The following is a 25,052-nucleotide window of genomic DNA, read 5'->3' as shown; positions in this document are numbered from 1 at the left end:
AACACCGGAAATACCCATGGATTCCTTTCGTCGCCCGCAGCCCGGTCCGGATGCTGGACAGCCCCTGAGCAGGCACGTAACGTCGGAAACACGGCTCATTGGAAAGACTTCAAACCCCCAAAGCGGAAGGGCGTCACCATGGATTGGTTGATTTGGGTCATTGTTATTGTGCTGGTGATTGCGGTTGCCTGGTGGCTTATCAGCCGCAACAACACACGCAAACCGGCGGCCACTCCCCCGGCCGCTACGGAGCCGGGCAACACTTCCGCCGTTCCGGAGACCGCTGCCGCGGCAGCGGGAGTAGCCGGTCTCGCAGGAGTTACCACCGCAAGCAAAGAGCCCGCCGCAGACAGCCGTCCCGGAGCACCGGAGCCCGCCGCCGTCGAAGAACAAGATCCGGACCTCGCCTCCAACGCCGCCACGGCCGCGACTGCCCCTTCCGCAGCACCGCACGGGCATGGCAGGCACTCATCAACGGACGGCGAACCTGCTCCTGCTGCCGGTACAGGCGGAGCGGGTGGCGGCGCTGAACCTGCCGGCGCCGGCACAGAGCGCACTGGAACCGCCGAACCGGACGTCGGGAACGAACCCGTGATCGAGGCTCCCGTGCTGGATGAGCCGGTGGTGGACGAGCCCGTAGTGGACACGAACGCACGGGTGGGAAGCACCGGGGAAGTGACAGCAGACGACGTCACCCGCGCCGACTCAACCGGCCGGGACGCGGCGGACAAGAACGAGTGGGAATCCTCGTGGACCGATTCCTCGGGAAAACCGGTCCACCACCACGAGTACACCGACCCCCACTCCCCCACGCTTCCCGGCGCTGAGACTGCTGCCGCCGAAACAATGGAGGCCGACGCACCGTCCGGACACTTGGCGGCCGATCACCCCTACGGCGCTGGTTCCGCCGGCGCGGCAGCTGATGGCAGTGCCCCGGACGGATACCCGGTCAAGGGGGAAGCTGCCACCATGACCTACTACGACGACGACTCCGCGGATTACGCCGACGCCCCTGCGGACGTCTGGTTCGAGTCAGCCGCCCACGCTGAGGCGGCAGGCTTCCGTCCGCCACGACGCAGCCGCCGCTGAGCCGGATCTGCTGCCGAACCGCCGTCGTTTGCTGTTCTCCCGATCTCCATGACGAACGCCAGGAAGCCGGCCACCCGCGCACTGCCTGTGCTCTGCGCGCTGGCCGTGGTGCTTTCTTCCTGCACGGGAAGCCCGTCAGGTCCGGCCGGAACGTCCACGTCCGGCAGCAGCCCGGTTCCCCAAAGCAGCACGACTTTTACGACCCCCGGCCCATCGCCAACGACCCAAACCGCTGTTCCCCGCGGCGTCCAGGTTGAGGAGAAGCTCGACGTCGGCCTGCAACTGCCGTGGTCGGTCGTGTTCCTTCCGGACGGTACTGCGGTGGTCTCTGAACGAGATTCGGCAACCGTCAAGGCAATCCGCGACGGGCAGGCCACCCTTGTCGGTGAGGTTGCCGGCGTCGTGCCCGGTGGTGAAGGCGGCCTCCTTGGGCTGGCGCTTTCGCCCGGCTTCGCCACGGACCGTTGGCTCTATGCGTACTTCACCTCAAGCTCGGACAACCGGATAGCCCGGGTGCAGCTGACCCGGGACGGGTCCGGGGACCTGAGGCTGGGCCCGGCCGAAGTGGTCTTTTCCGGGATCCCCAAAGCGTCTACCCACAACGGCGGAAGGATCCGCTTCGGGCCTGATGGACTCCTTTACGTTGGAACGGGCGATTCGCAGCGACGGGAGCAGCCCCAGGACCTGGAGGCACTGGGCGGCAAGATCCTCCGGCTGACACCGGAGGGACGGCCCGCACCGGGCAACCCTTTTGGCGACAGCCCCGTGTACAGCTACGGGCACCGCAACGTCCAAGGCCTTGCCTGGGACTCCGGGGGACGCCTGTGGGCGAGCGAGTTCGGGCCGGACGTCGATGATGAACTCAACCTCATCACGCCCGGCGGGAATTACGGGTGGCCCACGGTGACGGGAGCCCCCGGACGGCAGGGCTTCCTCGACGCAAAGGTCGTGTGGCCTTCAACGGGCGAGGCGTCGCCCAGTGGCTTGGAGATTGTGGACGGCGTTGCGTACACAGGCGCCCTCCGGGGGCAGCGCCTATGGGCCGTTCCCCTGGACGGAGAGTCCGCCGGCACTCCTGTGGCCTTTCTCACAGGACAGTTCGGGCGGCTGCGGGACGTGGCGGCAGCCCCCGACGGTGCTTTGTGGGTACTCAGCAACAACAGAAACCCCGATTTTGCGCTGGTTTTGAGGCTGGAACGGTAGGCGCCGGGGCCAGCCGTCCGCGAATTTGCAGTTCGGCTGAAGTCGTGTAGAGTTACTTGTCGTTGCGGAGATCGCCGGGGAAATAAACCTCGTCGGAATGATCGAAAACAACAGCTGCACCTCTAGCTCAACTGGCAGAGCAATTGACTCTTAATCAATGGGTTCCGGGTTCGAGTCCCGGGGGGTGCACCAAGAAAGACCCTGAAGCGTCCAACGCTTCGGGGTCTTTTTGCGTGTCCCTGTTTTGCATGTCCTGTTCTGCGTGCCCCTGTTTTGCATGTCCCAGCCGGGGGCCGGCACCGCTTCGATCGCCGGGCTGTGGAGTGCATCACTGTTCGGCACAAGTGGACATTGCGCCCTTGGAAGTGGTGTAGAGTTATCTGTCGTTGCGGACGCCGCTGAGGAAGAAATTCCCGCCAGGCTGAAAGCAATAGTTGCACCTCTAGCTCAACTGGCAGAGCAATTGACTCTTAATCAATGGGTTCCGGGTTCGAGTCCCGGGGGGTGCACCAAAAAAGGCTCCGGATCGCTTGATGCGATCCGGAGCCTTTCCTTTTGCCCGCCCCCTGCAGGAACGGGGCCAGTCTTATGCGGTGGTCTCCCCCGAGGGCTTTTCCGCCCCTGGCGCAGCAGTTTCGTGAGCAGGCCGGATACCCACCTCTTCAGCCAATGGAACCCCGATGAGTCCGCTGACCACGATGCGGAGTTCGTCGCGGAGCCGCGCAGTGTCAACCGCAACGGGGGCAAGGACGTCCTGCTCCAACTTCACGGCCTCGGTCAGCGCCTCGCTACCGGCGGGCGTAAGGGTCACCACATGGCTCCGGCGGTCTGAATCACTGCGGTGGCGCGTCACGTGCCCATGCAGTTCGAGCCGCGCAAGGGTGGTACCCATGGTCTGGGCCTTGACCCTGGCAACCTCCGCCAAAGCGGCCTGGGTGATGGGACCCTTGGCAGCCAGGACCTGCATGGCGATAACGCCGGCGTGCGTCAGGCCAATCGACTTCAATTTCTCGTTCCATGAGATTTCCACGAGCCGCGCAGCGGTCGAAAGTAGTCGCGTCGTGGGCCATCTCTCCATATCAGGCATGTCGATAGTATATGCGCGCTAAGCATGCTTACATTGCTTCTCCGCACTAAAGTGGGTGATTGCGCACATATTTCAAGGAGCAAATTTTGGCGGAGCGACTCACCCCGGGCGACCAGGCCCCGGACTTCATTCTTCAGGACAAGGACGGCAAGGAAGTACGCCTGCAGGACTTCCGCGGCCGGAATACCATCGTGTATTTCTACCCGGCGGCCTCCACCCCGGGTTGCACCAAACAGGCCTGTGATTTCCGCGATTCCCTCGCGTCCCTGCAGGGAGCCGGCTACGAAGTCCTCGGCATCTCCCCCGATTCTGCCAAGGCACTGGCGAAGTTCGCCGACACAGAGGGCCTCACCTTTCCCCTGCTCTCCGACGAGGACCACTCGGTTGCGGAGGCCTACGCAGCCTGGGGCGAGAAGAAGAACTACGGGAAAACCTACATGGGCCTTATCCGTTCCACGATCGTGGTGGATCCCGAAGGAAAAGTGGCTCTGGCCCAGTACAACGTCCGGGCAACAGGTCACGTGGCCAAGCTGCGCAAGGACCTCAAACTCGATCAGTAGCAGGTACACTGGACCCCGACGCCGCCGGTACTGCCCCTGAGGGCTGGAACCGCAGGCAAGCGCGAGTGGTGAAATTGGCAGACACGCAGGATTTAGGTTCCTGTGCCTTCGGGCGTGGGGGTTCAAGTCCCCCCTTGCGCACAGTGTTGGAGCTTGGGGTGTCCTTCCTCAAGAAGACGGGGAACGTGTTCCACGGGCGTGTGCCGCCTGGCAACGGATTCTGCCTGCAGGACGTTCAACTAGACTGAAATGCTGTCCGGCAAAGTCGGCACCAATTCACACCAGCTTGAGGGGACAAGAGTGGCAAGCAGCAAGACGCGGCGTCTGGCGAAGCAGTGCGGCGCCCTGCTTCTGGTGATGGGACTCGCAGCGTGCACGGGAACACCCGGGCCCGCACCGTCCTCTTCCACCAGCAGTTCCACTCCCGCTGCCCCTACCCAAACGTTCAACTTCGGGACCGCTTCCATGCCTTTGGGCCTGGATCCAGCGATGACCGCGGATTCCGAGGCCTACCGGGTGACCCGCCAAGTCCTTGAAGGACTGGTGGGCGTGGACGGCTCCACCGGGCAGACCACTGCCCTGCTCGCCACCGAATGGCAGGACAGCAACAATGGCCTGAGCTACGACTTCACCCTGCGCGAAGGCGTCCGGTTCCACGACGGCACCCCGTTTGATGCAGCAGCGGTCTGTGCCAACTTCAACCGGTGGTTCACGTTCCCGGCCGCGTTGCGAAAGCAAGCACCGGGGATCTCCTTCCAGGGCGTGTTCAAGGCCTACTCCGACGAACCGGTCTTTTCCATCTACAAGGACTGTGCGGTCCAAGCGCCAAACAAAGTCCAGATCAACCTCACCCGTCCCTTCACCGGTTTCCTCCAGGCCCTGACGTTGCCGGCCTTTGCGATCTCATCGCCAACGGCCCTGGAAGCACAGAAAGCCAACATCCTTGACACCGTTCGAAACGGTCAGGCGGTGTCCGCCTACGCAGCCCACCCGGTTGGCACGGGCCCCTTTAAGTTCGGTTCATGGGATGACCAGAAGGTCACCCTGACCACGAATGAGGCCTACTGGGGAAACCGGGGGCAAATTGCCACCATCAATTTCATCCCGTATGACCGTGCCGAAACGCGGCAGCAGGCGCTGCTGGACGGGAAGATCGATGCCTACGACCTCGTGACCCCCGGGACGTTCGACCAGCTCGTGAAGAAGGGAGTCCAGATCATTCAGCGGGACCCCTTCTCCGTGATGTATTTGGGCATCAACCAAGCCGTAGCTCCTTTGGAGAAACTAGAGGTCCGGCAGGCAATCGAGATGGCCATCGACAAAGAGACGCTGATCCGGCGCTTCTTCATCGACAACACCGCGCAGGCCTCCCAGTTCGTCCCGCCGAAACTCAGCGGCTTCAACAACAACGCCCCTTCCCTGGGCTACAACCCGGAGAAAGCAAAGGAACTCCTCAAGAAAGCCGGCTACGACGGCGAGCCTTTGAAGTTCTACTATCCGCTCAATGCCACTCGGGCCTACCTCCCTACGCCCGAGAAGATCTATGCAGAGATCAGCCGGCAGCTGGTGGCCGTGGGCATCAACGTCAAACCGGTCCCGATCGATTGGGAAGACGGCTACCTCCAGAAGGTCCAGTCCCCGGGCGATCATGCCCTGCATCTTCTCGGCTGGAACGGTTCCTATGCCGACGCAGACAACTTCCTGGGTCCGCTCTTCGGTGAGCAGCGTGCCGAGTTCAACTACTTCGACGCAGACGTGTTCCACAAGATCGAACGTGCCCGCGCCTTGCCCGCCGGTGACGGCCGCAACACGGAGTACCAGTCGATCAATGCCGCGATCGCCGCTTCCGTCCCGGCAGTTCCGATCGCCTTCCCCATCTCCGCCCTGGCGCTCTCCAACAAGGTGGAAAGCTATCCCGCTTCCCCGGTTCTCAATGAAGTTTTTACGAACGTCCGCTTAAAGCCTTGACGATTCCCTGCAATTTCAGTATTGGACTCGCACGGGGATATTCTGTGACAGCCAGTGCCGCCGCTAACGGAGATTGATCGTGACCTTCATTTCCAAGACTCAACATGCCGACGTCGTCCTTATTGGCGGCGGAATCATGAGTGCCACCCTCGGTGCGTTCATCAAGCAACTTGAACCCACCTGGACCATCTCCATGTTCGAACGCCTCGACGAAGCCGGCCTGGAAAGCTCCGGCCCATGGAACAACGCAGGCACCGGCCACGCCGCCCTGTGTGAGTTGAACTACTCCCCCGCAGCCAAGGACGGCTCCGTGGATCCCACCAAGGCGATCCACATCAACGAACAGTTCCAGTTGTCCCGCCAGTTCTGGTCCCACCTGGTGGACAGCAAGGTGATCGGCTCGCCCAAGGGCTTCATCAACACGGTCCCGCACATGAGCTTCGTGATCGGCGATGACCACGCCAACTTCCTGAAGACACGCTACGAAGCACTCAAGCCCAACACCCTCTTCCGCAGCATGGAATACAGCGAGGACCAGGCCCAGATCGCCAAGTGGGCTCCGCTGATCGTCAAGGGCCGCGACCCGAAGCAGCGCGTGGCGGCTACCCGCGCAGCGGAAGGAACCGACGTCGACTTCGGTGCATTGACCCGAGAGCTCACCAGCTACCTGCGCAGCAGCGGTGCCGAAGTGAACTTCGGGCACGATGTCACCAACATCAGCCGTGCGTCCGGCGGCGGCTGGGATCTGTCCATTAAGCACGCCAAGTCCGGCGAGCACGGCAAGATCCACGCCAAGTTCGTCTTCGTGGGCGCCGGCGGCGGCGCACTGCACCTGCTCCAGGCCTCGGGCATCCCGGAGAGCAAGGGCTACGGCGGATTCCCCGTTTCCGGCCAGTTCTTCCGCTGCAACGATTCCTCCATCACCTCCCGGCACAATGCCAAGGTCTATGGCCAGGCTTCCGTGGGCGCACCGCCCATGTCAGTTCCCCACCTGGACACCCGCTACGTCAACGGCCAGCGTTCCCTGCTGTTCGGACCGTACGCAGGCTTCTCCACGAACTTCCTGAAGTCCGGCAGCTACCTGGACCTACCTTTGTCCATCCGCCCGGGCAACATCATTCCCATGCTTGCGGTTGCCAAGGACAACATGGACCTCACGGCATACCTCATCAAGGAAGTAGCCAAGCGCCACGACGCCAAGGTCGAGGCCCTGCGCGAGTACTACCCCGAGGCAACGGGCGGGGACTGGGAACTTATCACGGCCGGCCAGCGTGTTCAGATCATCAAGAAACACCCGCAAAAGGGCGGCATCCTGCAGTTCGGCACGGAAGTCATTGCCTCACGGGACGGCTCGATCGGCGCCCTGCTGGGTGCTTCCCCGGGAGCATCAACGGCAGTACCGATCATGATCGAGCTGCTCCAGAAGTCCTTCCCCAAGAACTTCAAGGGCTGGCAGTCCAAGCTGAAAGACATGATGCCCGGTTACGGCGTAAAGCTGAACGACAACCCGGAGCTTGCCGCAGAACTTGAGGCGGGCACCGCGCGGTCCCTGCAGTTGGACAGCGCACCGGCACTTCGGAGCTGATCTCCGCGCCGCCCCACGGGAACCCGTTCCCGCCAATCGAATACTCCGTAGATCTCAGGAGACTTTGCAATGTTCCGCTTGGCCACGTTGTCCCTGGGAAACCGGGCCCTGATCGCGCTGATCACCGTCTTTGCCGCGGTGTTCGGCGTGATCACCATGGGCTCGCTCAAGCAGGAACTCATTCCGTCGATTGAGTTTCCGCAGATAACGGTGGTTACCTCCATGCCGGGAGCCTCTCCCGAAGTGGTGGACAAGCAGCTCAGCCGTCCGCTGGAGACAGCCCTCAACAGCGTCGAGGGGCTCGAGTCGACGACGTCGACGTCCCGCAACGGCGTCTCCCAGATCACCATGGTGTTCACCTACGGTTCCAACCTGGACAGGGCACGCAACCAGATCGACCGTGCCATCTCCAATGCGAAGCGCGTTCTGCCGGCCGATGTGGAACCGCAGTCAATCGCCGGCAACATCAGCGACTTTCCGATCGTGTACCTGGCGGTGTCCTCGGATAAGCCGCTGAGCGAGCTGAACGCTGACCTGCAGCGCCTCAGCGTTCCACGGTTGCAGAAGATCGACGGCGTCCGCGGCGCCGACGTAACGGGCGGAGCGACCCAGCACATCCTGGTCCAGCCCCGCCCTGCAGACCTTGCCGGCTCCGGCGCGTCGGTGCAGTCCATCAGCGCGGCCTTGAAGAACAACGGGACCCTGGTTCCGGTAGGCACTATCGAGGACCAGGGCAAGACGCTGTCCCTCCAGCTGGGAAGCCCTGTCGATTCCCTGGAGATCATCAAGGCACTGCCACTGGAGAACGCCAAGGGAGCGGCCACCATCGGAAGCGTCGCCGATGTCAGCATCGAGGACGACCCCGCCACCTCGATCACCCGCACCAACGGCAAGCCGACACTGGCGCTGTCGGTCACCAAGAAGCCTGAGGGCGACACCGTGGCGATCTCCCATGCCGTGCGTGAGGCCCTGGCGCCCATGGAAGCAGAGCTGGCCAGCAACGCCGCCTTCACCCCCGTCTTTGACCAGGCACCCTTCATCGAGAAGTCCATCAAGGACCTCACTACCGAGGGACTCCTCGGGCTCGGTTTTGCGGTGGCCGTAATCCTGGTGTTCCTGATGTCCGTGAGGTCCACCTTGGTGACCGCGGTTTCCATTCCGTTGTCGCTGCTGGTCACCTTCATCGGCATCTCCGCAACCGGCTATTCACTGAACATCCTGACCCTGGGTGCCCTCACCATCGCGATCGGCCGGGTGGTGGACGACTCGATCGTCGTGATTGAGAACATCAAGCGGCACCTGAGCTACGGCGAGCACAAGCTGACGGCCATCGTCACCTCCATCCGCGAAGTGGCCGGAGCCATCACTGCCTCGACGCTCACCACAGTTGCCGTGTTCCTTCCGATCGCCTTCGTCGGAGACCTGGCGGGCGAGCTGTTCCGACCCTTCGCCTTGACGGTCACCATCGCGCTGCTTTCTTCCTTGCTGGTCTCGCTGACCATCGTTCCCGTCCTTGCTTATTGGTTCCTGGCGTCCCCGTCAGCGAAGGGAACGCCGGCTGCCGCAGGCGCTGCAAGCCCCGATGCAAAGACCGTTGCGGCGCGGGCGAGGGAAGCCGAGCAAAAGAGCAGGCTCCAGCGCGGTTACTTGCCGATCCTGGCCACAACGCAGAAACACCCTGTGATCACACTGAGCGCCGCGGCATTGATCCTGGTTGCCACCGTGGCTGTTTCTCCCCTGCTGGCTACGGACTTGCTGGGACGTTCCGGGGAAAACAGCATGACCGTCCGGCAGGTCCTGCCTGCCGGTACCAGCCTGGACGCCACCAGCGCGGAAGCTGCCAAGGTGGAGGACCTCCTCAGGGGCACGGAGGGCATCAAGGACGTCCAGGTGACCTCCGGCAACGCCCAAACGGGTTTTGCCGCGCTGACCTCCACGGGTGCTTCCAACTCAACGTTCACCGTGGTGACGGACGAGAAGGTGGACCAGAAAAAACTCCAGGACAATGTCCGCAGCAAGCTTGAAGGCCTGCCGGGAAAGATCACCGTAGGATCCCAGCAGGGCGGGTTCGGCACATCCTCCACGGTTGACATCACTATCAGGGCTGCGAACTCGGCGGACCTGCAAACGGCCAGCGATGCCATGGTGAAGGCCATGGAAGGCGTTCCGGGCAGCACCGAAGTGGCTACGAACCTTGCAGCCAGCCAAGCCGTGGTCCAGGTACGCGTGGATCGGGCAAAGGCCGTGGCCGCCGGTCTCACCGAGGAACAGGTGGGTGGCTTCCTGGCCTCCACAGTCAGCCCGATCCCGGCCGGAACAGTACGGATCGACACCAATGACTATCCGGTCCGGATCGGCAAGGGAACACGCTTCACCAGCATCGCTGCGGTGCGGGCCCTCCAGCTGCCGACCGCGCGCGGTCCAGTCGCGCTCGAGTCCATTGCCGCCGTCGAGCAGGTTGACACGCCGGTTTCCATCACCAGCAGCAACGGCCAGCGCACGGCCAAGGTGACTGTGACGCCGTCGGGCTCAAACCTCGGCAGCGTCAGCACTGCGGTCCAGGAACGGCTCGCCTCCGTAGAGCTGCCCGCGGGAGTCACAGCCACTATCGGTGGTGCCACCACCCAGCAGGCGGAGTCCTTCCGGCAACTTGGCCTGGCGCTCCTGGCTGCCATCGCGATCGTCTATGTGATCATGGTGGCCACCTTCAAGTCCCTCATCCAGCCCCTGATCCTGCTCGTTTCGGTGCCATTCGCGGCGACCGGCGCGGTGGGACTGCTGTTGCTCACCGGAGTTCCCCTGGGACTTCCGTCCCTGATCGGCATGCTGATGCTCGTGGGCATCGTGGTGACCAACGCAATCGTCCTGATCGACCTCATCAACCAGTACCGCAAACCGCATGACGGCAAGGCCGGCATGAGCGTTGCCGAGGCGATCACCCATGGTGCCCGCCAGCGCCTGCGCCCCATCCTCATGACGGCCTTGGCCACCGTGTTCGCCCTGACTCCCATGGCGCTGGGCTTGACCGGTGGCGGCGGGTTCATCTCCCAGCCTTTGGCGATCGTGGTGATCGGCGGGCTGATCTCCTCCACGGCGTTGACGCTGGTCCTGGTTCCCGTCCTGTACAAGCTCGTAGAGGGCCGCAGGGAGAAAAAGGACCTGCAGAAAGCACTGCAGGTCCGGCCCGATGTTCCTGCCGGGAACGGCGGGAGCGATGCCTTCGCCGACTGGACCACGGGGGCCGTGCCTCGGATCTCGGGGCGCCGGGCGGCCCACAACCCCGCCGAATAGCGCCTCACTGCACACCTCTCAGGGCCGGGAACATTTCCCGGCCCTGCCCTGTTACACACGGTGATACATGCAAATGCATCTATTTTCAGCTACACTGTGACATATGGCCCCCTCAATTTGGAGGCCGGAACCACGGGCAGGGAGAAAGGCAACACCATGCAGATCGGCGTCTTCAGCGTCAGTGACATCACCACTGACCCCACCACGGGCCGCACCCCCACCGAACACGAGCGCATCAAGGCCTCCGTAGCCATTGCCAAGAAGGTCGAAGAAATCGGCATGGACGTCTACGCGTTGGGCGAGCACCACAACCGGCCGTTCTTCTCATCCTCCCCCACCACCACCCTGGCCTACATCGCGGCCCAGACCGAACGCATCACGCTCTCCACGGCCACCACCCTGATCACCACGAATGACCCGGTGAAAATCGCCGAGGACTTCGCGATGCTGCAGCACCTGGCAGACGGCAGGGTGGACCTGGTCCTGGGCCGGGGCAACACCGCACCCGTCTACCCCTGGTTCGGCAAGAACATCCAGGACGGGATCGAACTGGCGATCGAGAACTACAGCCTGCTGCGCAAGCTGTGGGACGAGGACACGGTGAACTGGTCCGGCAAGTTCCGCACGCCGCTGCAGAACTTCACGTCCACACCGCGCCCGCTCGACGGCGTCGCCCCCTTCGTCTGGCACGGCTCCATCCGCACGCCGCAGATCGCGGAAGTGGCCGCCTACTTCGGAGACGGCTTCTTCGCCAACAACATCTTCTGGCCCAAAGAGCACTACCAGCAGCTGATCGGTCTGTACCGCGAGCGCTACGAGCACTACGGGCACGGCAAGGCAGACCAGGCGATCGTCGGCCTGGGCGGGCAGTTCTTCATGCGGAAGAACTCCCAGGACGCGGTGAAGGAATTCCGCCCTTACTTCGACAACGCACCCGTGTACGGACACGGCCCGTCGCTGGAGGACTTCACCTCGCAAACGCCGTTGACCGTGGGCAGCCCGCAGGAAGTCATTGAGAAGACCCTGACGTTCCGTGAGTTCTTCGGCGACTACCAGCGCCAACTGTTCCTGATCGACCACGCCGGCCTGCCGTTGAAGACGGTCCTGGAGCAACTGGACCTCTTCGGAGAGGAAGTCCTTCCGGTCCTGCGCAAGGAGTACGCTGCCTTGAAGCCGGCCCACGTCCCGGACGCCCCGACGCACGCCTCCCGCGTGGCCGCAGCCCTGGAGGCCAACGTCAGCGAGTCCGCTGCCGCCGGAACCGCTGGTCGGGAGTCCTGATGTCCGGCCCTTCGGCTTCCTCCACAGTCCGACTTGCCGCCGAAACCTGGGAGTCGCTCTTCCGCTCGCAGGTGGCGGTGATGCGGAAGCTCCAAGCCGGATCGGCGTTCAAGTCGTTGCCGGTCAACGAGTACGACGTCCTTTTCACGCTATCGCGCTGCCCTTCGGGCCAACTGCGGCTGAACGAGATCAACGACAAGGTGCTGCTGAGCCAGTCGAGCCTCAGCCGATTGGTGGACCGCCTTGAAAAGCGGGGACTCGTGGAACGGACAACAGCCCCCGACGACGGCCGCGGAGTCCTGCTGTCCCTCACCGAAGCCGGGCGCGAGTTGCAGAAATCGATCGGCCGCGACCACGTACGGGAAATCGCCCAGTTGGTGGCGCCGGCGCTCACGGCCGAAGAGCAACGCGAGCTGCTTCGCCTGACGGACAAGCTGCGGGCATCCGTCGCCGGGCACCAGCAATCCGGCACGGGCGCCCGGCCGCTGGCCTAGCCGAGGGTTACCAGCTGCCCGGGGTCTTCCACGGGCAGCTCACCTTCCACGGTTGCGTTGACCTTCAGGGTCTTGAGCGTGAGGCTGCCGCCGACCGTTGAAAGGAACGCGGTGTCCGAGGAGTCCCTTCCGGCGGTGATGCGCAGCATGGCTTCGCGTGGAGCCAACCCGGTGGGGTCGATCACGTGCCACGCACCGTCGATGTACGCTTCCGCGACTGCGTGGAAGTCCATGGGGCTGAGGCCGGGGGCGTAGACGGCGGCCAGGCGCGCAGGCACGTCCTTGGACCGCAGGAGCGCGATGGCGAGGTGTGCAAAGTCCCGGCACACGCCGCGCCTGTGGAGCAGGGTCTCTACGGCACCGTCCGTGCCCCGCGAGGAGCCGCTGACGTAGCGCAATTCACCGTTCACCCAGTTGCGCACAGCCTCGAGCAATCCGGCCCCTTGCAGCGTTCCGAACTCTGCATAGGAGGTGGGCAGCAGACGGTCCGACTCCGCGTAGCGGCTGGGACGGACATAGCGGATGAGCTCCATCGGGTCCGCGCTGTCCGCAGTTCCGCGGCCAACCACGTCCGCACTGTAGTTCACCGTGACTTCACTGGGCTCACTGAATTCCATGTACTGGAACCGCCCGCCGTGATGGTCCTGCAATTCCTTGTAGGGCACCTCTGTCCCTCCGCATTCGATGGCGAGGGTCTCGCTCAGCGACTCATAGCCAGGGTTGGCGGCTACGGCAATGGCCATGGCAACTTTGGTGTTGGCTGCTGTCTTGAAGACGAGTTGGGCAGATACGTGGCGTTCCATTGGTCTCCGGAAGGTCGCGGCGAGCTGGGTGTGATGCCGCTGTTGGGGTCAGGGGCCAACGCAGGGCTGCGGATTGGCCTCCAGCGACAGTAGCACCTACCGGGCACCGGGCTTTCACCGCCGTCGGCGGGGGCTAGGCTGTGGTCATGGCTCCCGAAGAAAACGAAGAATTCGAGGACGGCGTCTCCACCATCTCCGCTGTGGACATCGCGGACTGGCGGCTGCGGACCTTCGCCCTGTATGACGAGGTCCGGAAGCTCGCAGCGAAGGATCCCTTCGATGCCCATAACCACTGGCGGCACGAACGTGACCGCATGTTCGCCACGCATCCCGCCTCGGCGCTGACGGACGCGATGAAAGCTTCCTTCGCCGGACTGCGGACCGCCGATTATGATCCCTCCTTCCGGATGTACGCTCCCTTGCTGCCGGAAGGCGTCGGCGAGGAAATGAACGTCTCCACGGGAACGGACGGCGTGGTCCCGTTTGTACGGATCGGCACGTTCGAGTTGCCGGGCCTGGGTTCGTTGGCGGCTTGGCGGCTGCGCAGCTACGGTGGCGGCATCTTCGTGCCGTTCCGTGATGCCACTGCCGGCAAGGAAGGGGGCAGCTACGGCGCTGGACGCTATCTCCTGGACACGATCAAGGGGTCCTTCCACGGACTCCGCCACGCTGGTGTGGAGCAGGAATTCATTCTCGACTTCAACTTCGCCTACAACCCGTCGTGTGCGTATAACGAAGCGTGGGCCTGCCCGTTGGCGGGACCGGCGAACAGGTTGGCGGCGGAAGTGCCGGTGGGCGAGCTGTTTCTTCCGGTCTAGCCCCTTAACGTCATGCCACTCGAGCCGTGAGGGCCAGCAAGGCCACTGCGGCCACCAAGGTCACGGGTGCGACGATCATCCCGTACAGCGCAAAGCCCCGCCAGCTGATCAGCACGTTCATCTTGCGCAGGCGGTCATGCCACAGCAGGGTGGCCAACGAGGCCCACGGAGTAATAAGAGGCCCGGCATTGACCCCAATGAGCAGGGCCGCCGTCCGCAGTGGTGTGTCCGCGAGCGGTTCCACCAGCAAGTAGGCCGGGAGGTTGTTCACGACGTTGGACCCCAGGACGCCCGTGGCAGCAAGCCGCAGCAGTTCGGGGAAGTCCTCACCCCTGCCGGCCACTTGGCCTGCCAGCTCGGGCAATCCAAGGTAGCGGGCGGCCTCCATCACCAGGAACAGCCCTGAGGTAAAGAGCAGCAAGGACCACGGGACCAGATTTATGGTGAGTGAGCGGGGCCGACGGAACCCGAACAGGGCCAGCAGAGCGACGGCGGCGATGGAAGCCGGGAGCCACACTGGAAGCCCCGACACCAAAGCCGGTAGCAGCAGTAACAGCACCGCGGCCGTCCCCGGCAGCAGGATGCGGTCCGTCCGGGGCTTTCCAGGGATGGAGGTCCGGGAGCCGGGGTCGATCACCTTCTTTGGACCAGGGGCATACCTTCGTTGCAGGTCACGCCGGAAGACTACTGCGATGAAGGCTAGCGGAATGATGATGGCCGCCAGCGAAGGGGCCCACATCAGCGTTGCGAACCCGGCAGGACTGATCCCGTCAAGGTTGTGCTGGGCCAAGAGGTTGGTCAGGTTCGATACCGGCAGGAGCAAGCTCGCTGTGTTTGCCAGCCATACGGTCGCCAGTGCGAAGGGAAGGACGGGCAATCCTGTCTGCCGTGTCACCGTGACCACCACCGGAGTCAGCAGCACCGCGGTGGTATCGATGGAAAGGAAGATGGTGCTCAGGACGGCCATGGCCGCCAACAGCAGCCACAAGACGTAACTGCGGCCGCAGGCCCATCGACGGATCCGGTCAGCACCCCATTGGAAAACACCGGCATCGCTGGCCAGGTCGGTGACCACGGTCATCGCCGCGACGAAGCCCATGATGGGCCCCACGCGGGCAACCAGGACCTGCACTTCGGACCACGGAAGAATCCCTGTCACTACGGCCACTGCTCCGGCTGCCAGCAGGGCCGCCCCTATGATCGCGAGGCGCATGAACTGGATTCTATCCATGTGCTGCCGGCTTCTTTACGCGCCACGTGCGGGTCCCGTTGGTGAGTGTTCGGGCCGGGCCCGCAGGGGACGTAGGATGTCTTCATGACTTCCCCGCTTCCCCGGCGCATCGCCCGCATCCAACCTTTGGAACCGAACAGCCCCGACGAGCAATTCTTCGCCGCCAACGATGCTCCCGATTTCGACTCCGACGAAGGAAAGCGCTGGACGCTGGTGCAGTCCCCGTTCCCGGGATCCAGGGCCAACGCAGCGAGTCCCGGAAGGCCCGGCTGGGAAGTGGGCGCAGTGGTGGAGGAAGCATCGTTCCGCTTCCTGGCACCGTCCGTCCCTGTCAACGTTTTCGGCATGGCCCACAACACGGGCCAGCCCGGCCGGGACTTGCCTCCGCAGGCATTCCACAAGGCGGCTTCCAGCGTGATCGGGCCAGGCGATGCCATCCAGCTGAGCTCCACAGTGGGCTACGTCGACCCCGAAGCCGAGCTGACCGTCGTCGTGGGTTCCACCGCCCGGGGCCTGACCCTGGAAACGGCGAGGTCGGCAATCCTGGGCTACACGATCGGAAACGACGTTTCCGCCCGCGACCTCCAGAAGACCGATGAATTGTGGATCAGCGCCAAGAGCCAGGACACCTTCACTCCCGCCGGCCCCTGGATCGTCACCGAACTCGATGACTCGGACCTGGAAATCAGCATCGTCCACAACGGCAACCAACTGAAGCCGGCCAGTTCCGCCGACCTCGGTTGGAAGGTGGAGGAGATCATGGTCTACCTGACGTCCTTCATGACACTGCAGCCGGGCGACCTGGTGCTCACCGGCTTCCCGGCAGAGTGCGCCCGCATCCAACCCGGGGATACCGTGGCGTGCCGTGTGGAGGGCATCGGGGAGCTCCGGAACCCTGTCATCGCTGCACGATGGGAAGGTCCGCACGCATAGTGTGCAAGGCTTAAGACATGGAGACTGCCGCGGAAACCACTGAGCCGCGGCACGCCACCTCCGGAAGCCCCGCGGTACGGCACCGCCTGAACGGGCGAAAAGGGCTCCTGCGGTACCCGGTGATCCGGCAGCTCATCCGCTTCACCGGCGTCGGGATCATTTGCACCGCGAGTTCGCTGGCCATCTACGCGATGCTGCGTCCCTGGGTTGATCCGCAGATCGCCAACGCAATCGCGCTGGTCCTCACCTCGCTCCTGAATACGGCGCTGAACCGCAGGCTGACCTTCAAGATCACGGGAAGCAAGCGGCGGGCGAATGACCATTTGAGCGGCGTCATAGTGATCCTCATAGCCTTGCTCATCACCGGTGGGAGCCTCGGCATCCTGCATCTCCTCCGGCCCGAGGCGACGGTCAGCGAGGAACTTTGGACAACGACGCTCTCCGGCTTTGTTGCCACCGCCGTCCGGTTCACCCTCCTGCGGCACTGGATTTTCCGCCGCGCCCGCCACGTCTAACCGCGCACCCAACTGCGTCGCAATTGTGCACGTTTTGACGGGTCAAAACGTGCACAATTGCGACCTACTTGGGGTGGTTTACCAGGTTGCGGACACGCCCGACGGCGGCAGCCACCGCTGCGGCTGCATGCTCCAATTCGGCAGCGGTGACGGCAGAAGTAAAACTGAAGCGCACGGCAGTTTGTGCCGTTTCAGGGCTGATGCCCAGTGCCAGCAACACCGGCGACGGAGCATCGGAACCAGCCGCGCAGGCCGAGCCGCTGGAGCACACCACCCCGAGCCGTTCTAGCTCCAGGAGCACGGATTCCCCGCTGGTTCCCGGGAAGCAGAACGACGCAACCGAGGGCAGGCGCCGGGAGGGGTGGCCGGTGAGGACGGCTCCGGGCACTGCTTCCCGTACCGCGGCGATGAAGTTGTCGCGCAGGGCAGCCACGTCCGCAGATGCGGCAGCGGCTTCGGCGTGGCTCAGGTTCAATGCCGTCGCGACCGCAACGGCACCGGCAACGTTCTCGGTTCCCGAACGCCGGCCCCGCTCCTGCCCTCCTCCGTGGATCAGCGGTTCCAGGCGCAAGCGCCCCTTGGTGAAAAGCACGCCCGAACCCTTGGGCGCACCGAGCTTATGCCCGGACAGGCTGAGGGCATCCACACCGAGGGCTTTCACATCGAGGGGCAACCAGCCCGCGGCCTGGACGGCGTCCGTGTGGAACGGGATATGGAACGCGTGAGCCGTCCGGGCAAGGTCCGCCACGGGTTGGACAGTGCCCACCTCGTTGTTGGCGTACATGATGCTGACCAAAGCCGTCTCCCGGCGGAGGACCGCGCCGAGGGCTTCCACGGTCACCAGCCCGTCGCCGTCCACCGGGACCACGTCAACGGTGAAACCGTGGACGCGTTCCAAGTAGCGCGCCGATTCCTCCACTGCCGGATGTTCGACGGCGCTGATGACCACGCGGTTCAGGGACGGGTCTGCTGCCTGCCGTGCCAGGGCGATGCCCTTGACGGCAAGGTTGTCCGCTTCAGTGCCGCCGGACGTGAAGGTAACCTCACCGGCGCGGCAGTTAAGGACCTTCGCAACGGCGGACCTGGCATCTGCGAGCGCGGAGGCAGCGGCTTCACCCAGGCTGTGGTGGCTGGACGGATTGCCGAATTCGCCGCTGAGGTAGGGCCACATGGCTTCCAACACTTCACGGCGGACCGGAGTGGTGGAGGCTGCGTCCAGGAAGATCATGGCCGGACGGGGTCTGTTCCCGGCGTGATGTCCAGCTCGACATCCAGCCCCAGGTCCAGCGCGGCCACGCTGTGCGTGAGTCCACCGACAGAGATGACGTCAACTCCCGTCGCTGCGATTTCCGCCACCGTGTGCAGGTTGACGTTGCCGCTTGCTTCGACGATCGCCCGTCCGTCCACTTGCTTCACCCCGGCGCGAAGTTCCTCGGGAGTGAAGTTGTCCAGCATGATGGTGTCCACACCCGCTGCCAGGACCGGCTCGATCTGCTCTGCCCGGTCCACCTCCACTTCGAAGTGGGTGGTGTGGCCCAGCTGTGCTTTCGCTGCCGATAGCAGTGCTGTGAGCTTCTCCGGATCCCCGCCCGTCATGACGGCGAGGTGGTTGTCCTTGGCCAGAACGGCGTCGGAGAGGCTGTAACGGTGGTTCGCTCCCCCGCCGCAGCGGACGGCGTACCGTTCCAGGACACGAAGCCCGGGGGTGGTCTTCCGGGTATCGGTGATCCGGGCCCGGGTTCCCTCCACCAGACGGACGAATTCGGCGGTCTTCGTGGCAATTGCGCTCATGCGCTGGACCAGGTTGAGTCCCACCCGTTCGGCCATCAGGACCGAACGTGCGCTGCCGCTGACCCGCGCCAGGTGGGTGCCGGCGTCGAACGTTTCACCGTCCCCGAGCAGGAGCTGAACGTCAGTGTCCGGGTCGATGAGTTTCATCGCGTCGCGGAAGACGGTTCCGCCGCTCAAGACTCCGGGGACACGGGCGTTGAGGACTGCGGTTGCGCGGGCGTCCGCGGGGATCAACAGCTGTGAGGTGATGTCTCCGTTGGGCGCGTCCTCGGCGAAGGCACGCTCCAGGATGTCCCGGACGGCCGCCGCGGGGAGGGTGAGGTTAGTCATGGACGAGGCTCGCTTTCGGGCTCATGGAGTGTGGCTTGTCAGAATGGTCGACGACGGCAGGTGCGGCCGCTGTGTCGCTTCGGTAGTGCGCGCCCAGGGATTGCCGCCGTGCCCGCGCCGCCCGCACCAGCAGTTGGGCGGCCAACAGGAGGTTGGCATCCTCGTGCGCGCGGACATCGGTCGAAGCGGCACCGGCTGCGGGAAGCAGGCCGTCGGCCCAGGCATCCAGGGCGGCCTCCGCCTCGGCCAGCAGCACTCCGCTGCGAAGAACCCCGGCCTTGGCCGTCATGAGCCGCTGCAGGGCACCCCTCGAAAACGGCTCAGTCCCCGCATATTCCGACGGCGGCCGAGCCCCGTCCGCGGTTGACGGGGTCCCGGCAGCGTGCGTCAAGGGGAGGCCGCCCGCGGCCGAGCCAGCACGCAGAGGGACCGCGTCAACCGCCCCCACGATTGCGTCCACAGCCCGCCGCGCAAACACCAGCCCCTCAAGCAACGAATTACTTGCCAGGCGATTAGCCCCCTGCACACCGGTACAGGCAACTTCACCGGCGGCGTACAAACCGGGAACAGAGGTCTGCCCGTGCAGGTCCGTCACCACGCCGCCCATCCAGTAGTGGGCCGCGGGCGCCACGGGAACGGGTTCCCTGGTCCAATCGAAGCCCGCTTCACGGGTGCGTTGGGAGATGGTGGGGAAGCGCTTCTCGAGGAAGCCGCTGCCGCGTTTGGCCTCGATGACTGTGGCGTCAAGGAACACGTGTCCGTTGGGGTCCCCCAGGGCGGCAAGGTGCAGGGCGATGCTGCGGGAGACAACGTCACGGGGAGCAAGTTCGGCGTCGGGATGGTAGTCGGGCATGAACCGCTGACCGAAGGCGTCCAGCAGGAGCGCACCCTCACCCCGCACGGCTTCCGAGATCAGCAACGGCTCCGTCCCACCCGGTGCTCCGGCTGGACGGACCAGGCAGGTGGGGTGGAACTGGAAGAATTCCAGGTCGGACACGGCTGCTCCGGCCCGCCATGCCAACGCAAGTCCGTCGGCAGTAGCCACGGACGGATTTGTGGTCTGGGCGAACAGTTGCCCGGCTCCCCCGGTAGCAAGCAGGACGGCATCGGCTTGGACAATGGCCGGCTGACCGTCCTGCACGTAAGCCACGCCGGAGATCCGGCCATCCGTTTGGACCAGGGAGGTTGCGTGGGCACGGCTCACTACACGGATCCGCCCGGCAGACCGGGATTCGAGCACGCTGCCAATCAACGCAGCCGCCACCCGGGCGCCTGTCGCGTCGCCACCGGCATGCAGGATGCGCGGCGCGGAGTGGGCGGCTTCGAGCCCCAAGGCGGGGTCGCCGTCGTCGTCGCTGTCGAAGCGCACGCCGAACCGGACCAATCCGGCAATATCTTCCCGCGCCTCGGTGCACAACACCCGGACCGCTTCAGGGTCGCAGTGCCCGGCACCGGCCTTGAGGGTGTCCTCGATGTGGGCTGCCACGGTATCTCCGGGGGCAGGCTCATCCAGGACGGCTGAGATGCCGCCCTGGGCAAACCAGGTATTGCTTTCCTCCAGCCCGCCTTTGGTCAGCAGCGTCACCTGGGCTCCGGCCTCGGCTCCGAGGAGGGCTGCGTAGAGTCCGGCGATGCCGCTGCCGAGGACGATCAACGTCCGGGCGTCCGCGGGATACGCGGCGGCGATGGGGTTCGAGGTCATGCGGGTCTCGATTCGGCTAGTCCGGGAATCCGGTGGTCTGCACCTGGTCAGGCCGGCTTGGCTGCCAGCATGCGCTCGAGCGCGATCTTGGCGTTGTCCTGCACGGCGTCGTCCACGGTAATGCGGTTGACGATCCGCCCGGCCACGAGTTCCTCAAGCACCCAGGCGAGGTAGCCGGGGTGGATGCGGTACATGGTGGAGCAGGGGCAGATGACGGGGTCGAGGCAGAAAATGGTGTGTTGGGGGTTTTCCGCTGCGAGCCGGTTCACCATGTTGATCTCGGTACCGATCGCGAACGTGGTGGGTTCGGTCGCGGCAGCGATGGCCTTCTTGATGAAGTCGGTGGAACCTGCCGAATCGGCGGCGTCCACCACTTCCATGGGGCACTCCGGGTGGACAATCACGTTGACGCCCGGGAAGTCCTGGCGCGCCTTCTCGATCTGGGCCACATTGAAGCGCTTGTGCACGGAGCAGAAACCGTGCCAGAGGATCACCCGGGAGTCCAGGAGCGTCTGTGCGTCGTTACCGCCCAGCTCCTTGCGGGGGTTCCACATGGGCATCTGTTCCAGCGGCACGCCCAGGGCCTTCGCTGTGTTCCTGCCCAGGTGCTGGTCCGGGAAGAACAGGACACGCTGGCCCCGCTCGAAGGCCCACTCCAGCACGATTTTGGCGTTGGAGGACGTGCAGACGATGCCCCCGTTGCGGCCGCAGAAGGCTTTAAGCGCAGCCGAGGAATTCATGTAGGTCACAGGGATGACCGGGACCCGGCCGTGTTCGTCGGTGTCGGTGCCGAAGATTTCCTCCAGCTGTTCCCAGCATTCCTCCACGGAATCTTCGTCCGCCATGTCCGCCATCGAGCAACCGGCAGCAAGATTGGGCAGGATGACGGCCTGTTCAGGCGTGGAGAGGATGTCCGCGGTCTCGGCCATGAAGTGGACGCCACAGAAGATGATGGCTTCTGCATCCGGCTTGGTGAGTGCCGCGTTGGCCAGCTGGAAGGAGTCGCCCACGAAGTCGGCGTACTGAACCACTTCGTCGCGCTGGTAGAAGTGGCCCAGGATCACTGCCCTGTCCCCCAGCGCTTCCTTGGCGGCACGGATCCGCCGGTCCAGCTCGGCCTCGGAGGCCAGCTTGTACTCTTCGGGCACCTGGCCCTGGCGCGGGGTTGCCGGGGGCGCGACGTCTGCACTGGAGGCACCCGGGCCGTATGCGGGGACGCCGGCCAGCGATTCGGCGAGGTCGTACTCCCAAGGCCCCTTTGCCAACGCCGGGCTGCAGGTGGCTCCTGCGCCCGATGAGCCCTTTTCGGCTTCTTCGCGCGTGATCAGCTGGACGGCAGTGTTGACGCTGCTCATGGTGTACTCCTGTTATCTGGCCCAAGGCCGGGCGTTCCGGTGAAGCGGTAGAGGCGGGGCGGACGGTGTTTCCCGCCCTGCAGGTATTCACCGGTTTCTTCAATATCCGGTGTGCTTTTGATTTGCCGGCGGAAGTTGGCCGGATCAAGTTGGCGGTCCAGCACGGCCTCGTAGACCTCGCGGACTTGTGCCAGCGTGAAGAACTCGCCCAGCAGGTGGTAGGCGATGGAGCCGTAGGCCATCTTGTTGCGAAGCCGCCACAGGGCGTAGTCCACAATCGCGTTGTGGTCGAAGGCCAGCTCCCCGAGCCTGTCCGCCCGGAACCACCGCACGTTTTCCGATTCGTCGGCGAGCGCAGCTTCGGTCGGGCGGACCAGCGCCCAGTAGACGATCGAGACGACGCGTTGGCTCGGAGACCGGTGCAGCCCCCCGAACGCGTACAACTGCTCCAGGTACTGCGGGACCAGGCCTGTGGTCTCGCGCAGGTTCCGCGAGGCTGCATCCTGAAGGGATTCGTCGTGGGCAAGAGGTCCGCCGGGGAGCGCCCACTGACCTTTGTAGGGTTCGCGGATCCGGCGCACCAAGGGCAGCCAGAGGGTGGGGCGTCCGGACTTTTCGCTGGGCCGCAGCGCAAAAATCACCGTTGAAATAGCCAACGACGGCGGTGCGAGGCGCCGTTCGGCGACGTTCGCGGAGTTGACGTTCACGGCGTTCACCTCGCTTCATCGCCGTACGGAGCCGGGCTCCCGATTAGTTAAAGTCAGAATGACTAGAACTAATGGTACGACTCACCGGCCCAGGCTCAAAATGCCTTGCGTCACATAGCTTTCGCGGCAGCCTCCATCAGCGGCAGGGTCCGGCCTTGGATGTGGCTGTTCAGCACGATGACCGAGGAGCAGCGGACCACCGACTTGGTGGCGATCATGGCATCGAGCACCCGCTGCATGTCCGGGTTGGAACGGGCCGCTATGCGCACCATGAGGTCCGAGTTTCCGGTCACGGTGTGAACCTCGATGATCTCCGGAATGGCACTGAGGCTCTCGATGATCGCGTCATGGCCGATTTCCTGGGTGATGGTCACCGAACAAAAGGCCACCACGGGGAAGCCGAAGTTGGCCGGATCGGGCTGCGGCACCCAGGAACCAATGACGCCGTTCTCGATCATCCGGTCGATCCGGGACTGCACGGTGGCCCTCGCCACCTTCAGAACCCTTGACGCTTCCAGCACGGAAGATCGCGGCGAGTCAGTGAAGAAACGTACAATTTTTGCATCAAGATCATCGACCAGCATCAAAATTCCTGTCCCCGGGGAATCCTTACCCATCACTTCGCTACGGCAAAAAGTGATGTATCTTACAAACTGCGAGAATTATTCCACGGCTCTTGCCGCGTCGTCGACGCCTGCGTGCCATCCCAAGAGGAAAGCACGCCAAACCTGATGAAACCCATAGAAGGTAGACACGTATGACAATGAAGTCCATGACGGCTCCTGCCCCAACTTCCGGCCTCGGCCATTCACTCAAGCCCCGCCAGCTCACCATGATGGGCCTGGGCAGCGCGATCGGCGCAGGCCTCTTCCTTGGCTCGGGAGCGGGCGTCCAAGCGGCAGGCCCGGCCGTCCTGATCTCCTACCTTGTTGCCGGAACACTGATCATCCTGGTCATGTGGGCCCTGGGCGAGATGGCGGCCGCGAATCCCAACAGCGGCGCGTTCTCGGTGTATGCGGAGAAAGCCCTCGGCAAGACCGCCGGCGGCACCATCGGCTGGCTCTGGTGGCTGCAGCTTGTAGTGGTGATCGCAGCCGAAGCGCTCGGCGCCGCGGGGCTGCTGTTCTCCGTGTGGCCGGTTGTGCCGGTCTGGGCGTTGGCCCTGATCTTCATGGTGGTCTTTACCGGCATCAACCTCGTGGGCGTGCGCAACTTTGGCGAGTTCGAATTCTGGTTTGCCATCCTCAAGGTGGCCGCGATCGTGATCTTCCTGCTCATTGGCGCAGCACTCCTGCTCGGCTTGCTCCCGAGCGCCCCCTCCCCCGGGCTGTCAGCATTCGGCGACTTCGCTCCGAACGGCATCGGCGGCATTGCGGCGGCATTGTTCGTGGTGATCTTCGCCTTTGGCGGCACGGAAATCGTCAGTGTGGCTGCAGCAGAAACCGAAGATCCGGCCCACAGCGTAGGCAAGGCCATCCGCACGGTGGTCTGGCGGATCCTGGTGTTCTACATCGGCTCCGTGTTCGTCATCGCCGCCGTCCTGCCCGTGGGGTCCGAGGGCCTGAAGTCCCCGTTCGCCGGAGTACTGGACCTGGCCGGCATTCCCGGGGCAGGTGCAGCCATCACCCTGGTGGCAGTCGTCGCGCTGCTCTCAGCATTGAACGCCAACCTCTACGGCGCGTCCCGCATGGTGTTCTCGCTGTCCAGGCGCGGTGAGGCTCCGCGCTTCCTGTCCCGGCTTAGCCCGGCCAAGGTGCCGGTGGCCGCCGTCGGAGTTTCCGTCGCTTTCGGCTTCATTGCCACCGTCCTGGAGTTGCTCTTCCCCGACCTGGTCCTGCCTGCGTTGCTGAACCTGGTTGGTTCCACCTGCCTGGTGGTCTGGGGCATTGCCCTCGTCTCGCAACTGATCCTGCGCCGCAGGGCGGACCGTGAGGGAACCGAGCTGCCTTTGCGCATGAAGGGCTTCCCGGTCCTGACCATCGTGGGCCTGGTGCTCCTGGGCATCATCTTCGCCGTCGGCTTTGCCAACCCGGAGAGCGCGGGCCAGCTCTTCGGCACTGCCGCGCTGATCCTGGTCATTGCGCTGGGGTGCTACCTCAACGCCCGATCCAAGGCGGGAAAAGCCCGGGCCGAAGAAACTGACGGCGCCGTGTAACCGACCCGCGGTGCAGCCGACAGGGCCATGTAGCCGCTTGCTCAGCACATCAAAGAGACTCCTTGCAGTTTGTATTGCAAGGAGCCTCTTTTTTGTGCCAATTTGTACAAAGTGTTTGGCTGGGACGTTGCTGATTGCGCATGGGCACTGCTGG

The 25,052-nt window shown here is 64.2% G+C and carries 21 protein-coding genes and 3 tRNA genes; 15 read left to right on the top strand and 9 right to left on the bottom strand.

Annotated elements, in window-relative coordinates; all coding sequences use genetic code 11:
- Positions 1-138: 138 nt before the first annotated feature.
- The 4 genes from HMI59_RS08480 (at position 139) to HMI59_RS08465 (ending at position 2,804) form a co-directional block, all read left to right on the top strand.
- Complete coding sequence (locus HMI59_RS08480; protein ID WP_227471578.1) at positions 139-1,089, top strand: hypothetical protein; 951 nt, start codon at positions 139-141, stop codon at positions 1,087-1,089.
- Positions 1,090-1,137: 48 nt separating this feature from the next.
- Complete coding sequence (locus tag HMI59_RS08475; protein ID WP_193593347.1) at positions 1,138-2,292, top strand: sorbosone dehydrogenase family protein; 1,155 nt, start codon at positions 1,138-1,140, stop codon at positions 2,290-2,292.
- Positions 2,293-2,408: 116 nt separating this feature from the next.
- A tRNA-Lys gene (locus HMI59_RS08470) sits at positions 2,409-2,484 on the top strand.
- A gap of 244 nt (positions 2,485-2,728) precedes the next feature.
- Positions 2,729-2,804 (top strand) — tRNA-Lys (locus tag HMI59_RS08465).
- Between the two features lie 74 nt (positions 2,805-2,878).
- Here the strand turns inward: HMI59_RS08465 and HMI59_RS08460 are convergent.
- A complete protein-coding gene (locus tag HMI59_RS08460) occupies positions 2,879-3,379 on the bottom strand; it encodes a MarR family winged helix-turn-helix transcriptional regulator (protein ID WP_227471577.1) in 501 nt (166 codons plus the stop codon).
- 86 nt (positions 3,380-3,465) lie between these two features.
- Between HMI59_RS08460 and bcp the strand changes: the two genes are divergently transcribed.
- The 7 genes from bcp (at position 3,466) to HMI59_RS08425 (ending at position 12,558) form a co-directional block, all read left to right on the top strand.
- Positions 3,466-3,939 carry a thioredoxin-dependent thiol peroxidase gene (gene bcp, locus HMI59_RS08455; RefSeq protein WP_021470929.1) on the top strand — a complete coding sequence of 158 codons (474 nt, stop codon included), beginning with the start codon at positions 3,466-3,468 and terminating at the stop codon, positions 3,937-3,939.
- 59 nt (positions 3,940-3,998) lie between these two features.
- A tRNA-Leu gene (locus HMI59_RS08450) sits at positions 3,999-4,080 on the top strand.
- 159 nt (positions 4,081-4,239) lie between these two features.
- Entirely contained in the window at positions 4,240-5,907 is a 1,668-nt protein-coding gene (locus tag HMI59_RS08445; protein WP_227471576.1) for an ABC transporter substrate-binding protein, read from the top strand.
- 79 nt (positions 5,908-5,986) lie between these two features.
- Positions 5,987-7,492: a malate:quinone oxidoreductase gene (locus tag HMI59_RS08440; protein WP_193593345.1), complete on the top strand. Its 1,506-nt coding sequence runs from the start codon at positions 5,987-5,989 to the stop codon at positions 7,490-7,492.
- A 69-nt stretch (positions 7,493-7,561) separates the two neighbouring features.
- Positions 7,562-10,783 (top strand): efflux RND transporter permease subunit, encoded by a 3,222-nt coding sequence (locus HMI59_RS08435; protein WP_193593344.1) that lies wholly within the window; start codon positions 7,562-7,564, stop codon positions 10,781-10,783.
- Between the two features lie 156 nt (positions 10,784-10,939).
- Complete coding sequence (locus tag HMI59_RS08430) at positions 10,940-12,064, top strand: LLM class flavin-dependent oxidoreductase (protein WP_021470933.1); 1,125 nt, start codon at positions 10,940-10,942, stop codon at positions 12,062-12,064.
- Positions 12,064-12,558, top strand: coding sequence for a MarR family winged helix-turn-helix transcriptional regulator (locus HMI59_RS08425; protein WP_062097106.1), 495 nt, complete (start codon positions 12,064-12,066; stop codon positions 12,556-12,558). Before HMI59_RS08430 ends, HMI59_RS08425 begins: the two co-directional genes overlap by 1 nt.
- Here the strand turns inward: HMI59_RS08425 and HMI59_RS08420 are convergent.
- Positions 12,555-13,361 carry a transglutaminase family protein gene (locus HMI59_RS08420; protein ID WP_193593343.1) on the bottom strand — a complete coding sequence of 269 codons (807 nt, stop codon included), beginning with the start codon at positions 13,359-13,361 and terminating at the stop codon, positions 12,555-12,557. The genes HMI59_RS08425 and HMI59_RS08420 overlap by 4 nt on opposite strands.
- Before the next feature lie 146 nt (positions 13,362-13,507).
- On the opposite strand from HMI59_RS08420, the gene HMI59_RS08415 reads away from it, so the two are divergent.
- Positions 13,508-14,179: a DUF1684 domain-containing protein gene (locus HMI59_RS08415; protein WP_193593342.1), complete on the top strand. Its 672-nt coding sequence runs from the start codon at positions 13,508-13,510 to the stop codon at positions 14,177-14,179.
- A 10-nt stretch (positions 14,180-14,189) separates the two neighbouring features.
- Here the strand turns inward: HMI59_RS08415 and HMI59_RS08410 are convergent, their stop codons facing one another.
- Positions 14,190-15,392, bottom strand: coding sequence for an SLC13 family permease (locus tag HMI59_RS08410; RefSeq protein WP_166183214.1), 1,203 nt, complete (start codon positions 15,390-15,392; stop codon positions 14,190-14,192).
- Positions 15,393-15,494: 102 nt separating this feature from the next.
- Here HMI59_RS08410 and HMI59_RS08405 point away from each other — a divergent pair, with 102 nt between their 5' ends.
- Positions 15,495-16,343, top strand: a complete 849-nt coding sequence (locus HMI59_RS08405) for a fumarylacetoacetate hydrolase family protein (protein ID WP_166183216.1) — start codon at positions 15,495-15,497, stop codon at positions 16,341-16,343.
- 17 nt (positions 16,344-16,360) lie between these two features.
- Positions 16,361-16,858 carry a GtrA family protein gene (locus HMI59_RS08400; RefSeq protein ID WP_193593341.1) on the top strand — a complete coding sequence of 166 codons (498 nt, stop codon included), beginning with the start codon at positions 16,361-16,363 and terminating at the stop codon, positions 16,856-16,858.
- A gap of 64 nt (positions 16,859-16,922) precedes the next feature.
- Here the strand turns inward: HMI59_RS08400 and HMI59_RS08395 are convergent, their stop codons facing one another.
- The 6 genes from HMI59_RS08395 to HMI59_RS08370 form a co-directional block, all read right to left on the bottom strand.
- Positions 16,923-18,086 (bottom strand): cysteine desulfurase family protein, encoded by a 1,164-nt coding sequence (locus HMI59_RS08395; RefSeq protein WP_193593340.1) that lies wholly within the window; start codon positions 18,084-18,086, stop codon positions 16,923-16,925.
- On the bottom strand, positions 18,083-18,979 hold the full coding sequence (gene nadC, locus HMI59_RS08390) for a carboxylating nicotinate-nucleotide diphosphorylase (RefSeq protein WP_166183222.1): 897 nt from the start codon (positions 18,977-18,979) through the stop codon (positions 18,083-18,085). The genes HMI59_RS08395 and nadC overlap by 4 nt, the downstream gene beginning before the upstream one ends.
- Complete coding sequence (gene nadB, locus HMI59_RS08385) at positions 18,972-20,681, bottom strand: L-aspartate oxidase (protein WP_193593339.1); 1,710 nt, start codon at positions 20,679-20,681, stop codon at positions 18,972-18,974. Before nadB ends, nadC begins: the two co-directional genes overlap by 8 nt.
- Positions 20,682-20,728: 47 nt before the next feature.
- Complete coding sequence (gene nadA, locus HMI59_RS08380; RefSeq protein WP_193593338.1) at positions 20,729-22,036, bottom strand: quinolinate synthase NadA; 1,308 nt, start codon at positions 22,034-22,036, stop codon at positions 20,729-20,731.
- The gene (locus HMI59_RS08375; protein WP_021470944.1) at positions 22,033-22,752 is read right to left on the bottom strand and encodes an NUDIX domain-containing protein; all 720 of its coding nucleotides are present in this window, start codon (positions 22,750-22,752) and stop codon (positions 22,033-22,035) included. Before HMI59_RS08375 ends, nadA begins: the two co-directional genes overlap by 4 nt.
- Positions 22,753-22,853: 101 nt before the next feature.
- Complete coding sequence (locus tag HMI59_RS08370) at positions 22,854-23,327, bottom strand: Lrp/AsnC family transcriptional regulator (protein WP_021470945.1); 474 nt, start codon at positions 23,325-23,327, stop codon at positions 22,854-22,856.
- Between the two features lie 173 nt (positions 23,328-23,500).
- Between HMI59_RS08370 and HMI59_RS08365 the strand changes: the two genes are divergently transcribed.
- Positions 23,501-24,898 (top strand): amino acid permease, encoded by a 1,398-nt coding sequence (locus HMI59_RS08365; protein ID WP_193593337.1) that lies wholly within the window; start codon positions 23,501-23,503, stop codon positions 24,896-24,898.
- Positions 24,899-25,052: the final 154 nt, after the last annotated feature.

It is taken from the genome of Paenarthrobacter sp. YJN-5 (assembly GCF_015040095.1).
Taxonomy (GTDB): Bacteria; Actinomycetota; Actinomycetes; order Actinomycetales; family Micrococcaceae; genus Arthrobacter; species Arthrobacter ureafaciens.
Note: the sequence above shows the minus strand (reverse complement) of the source record. Positions and strands in the feature narration are given on the sequence as shown.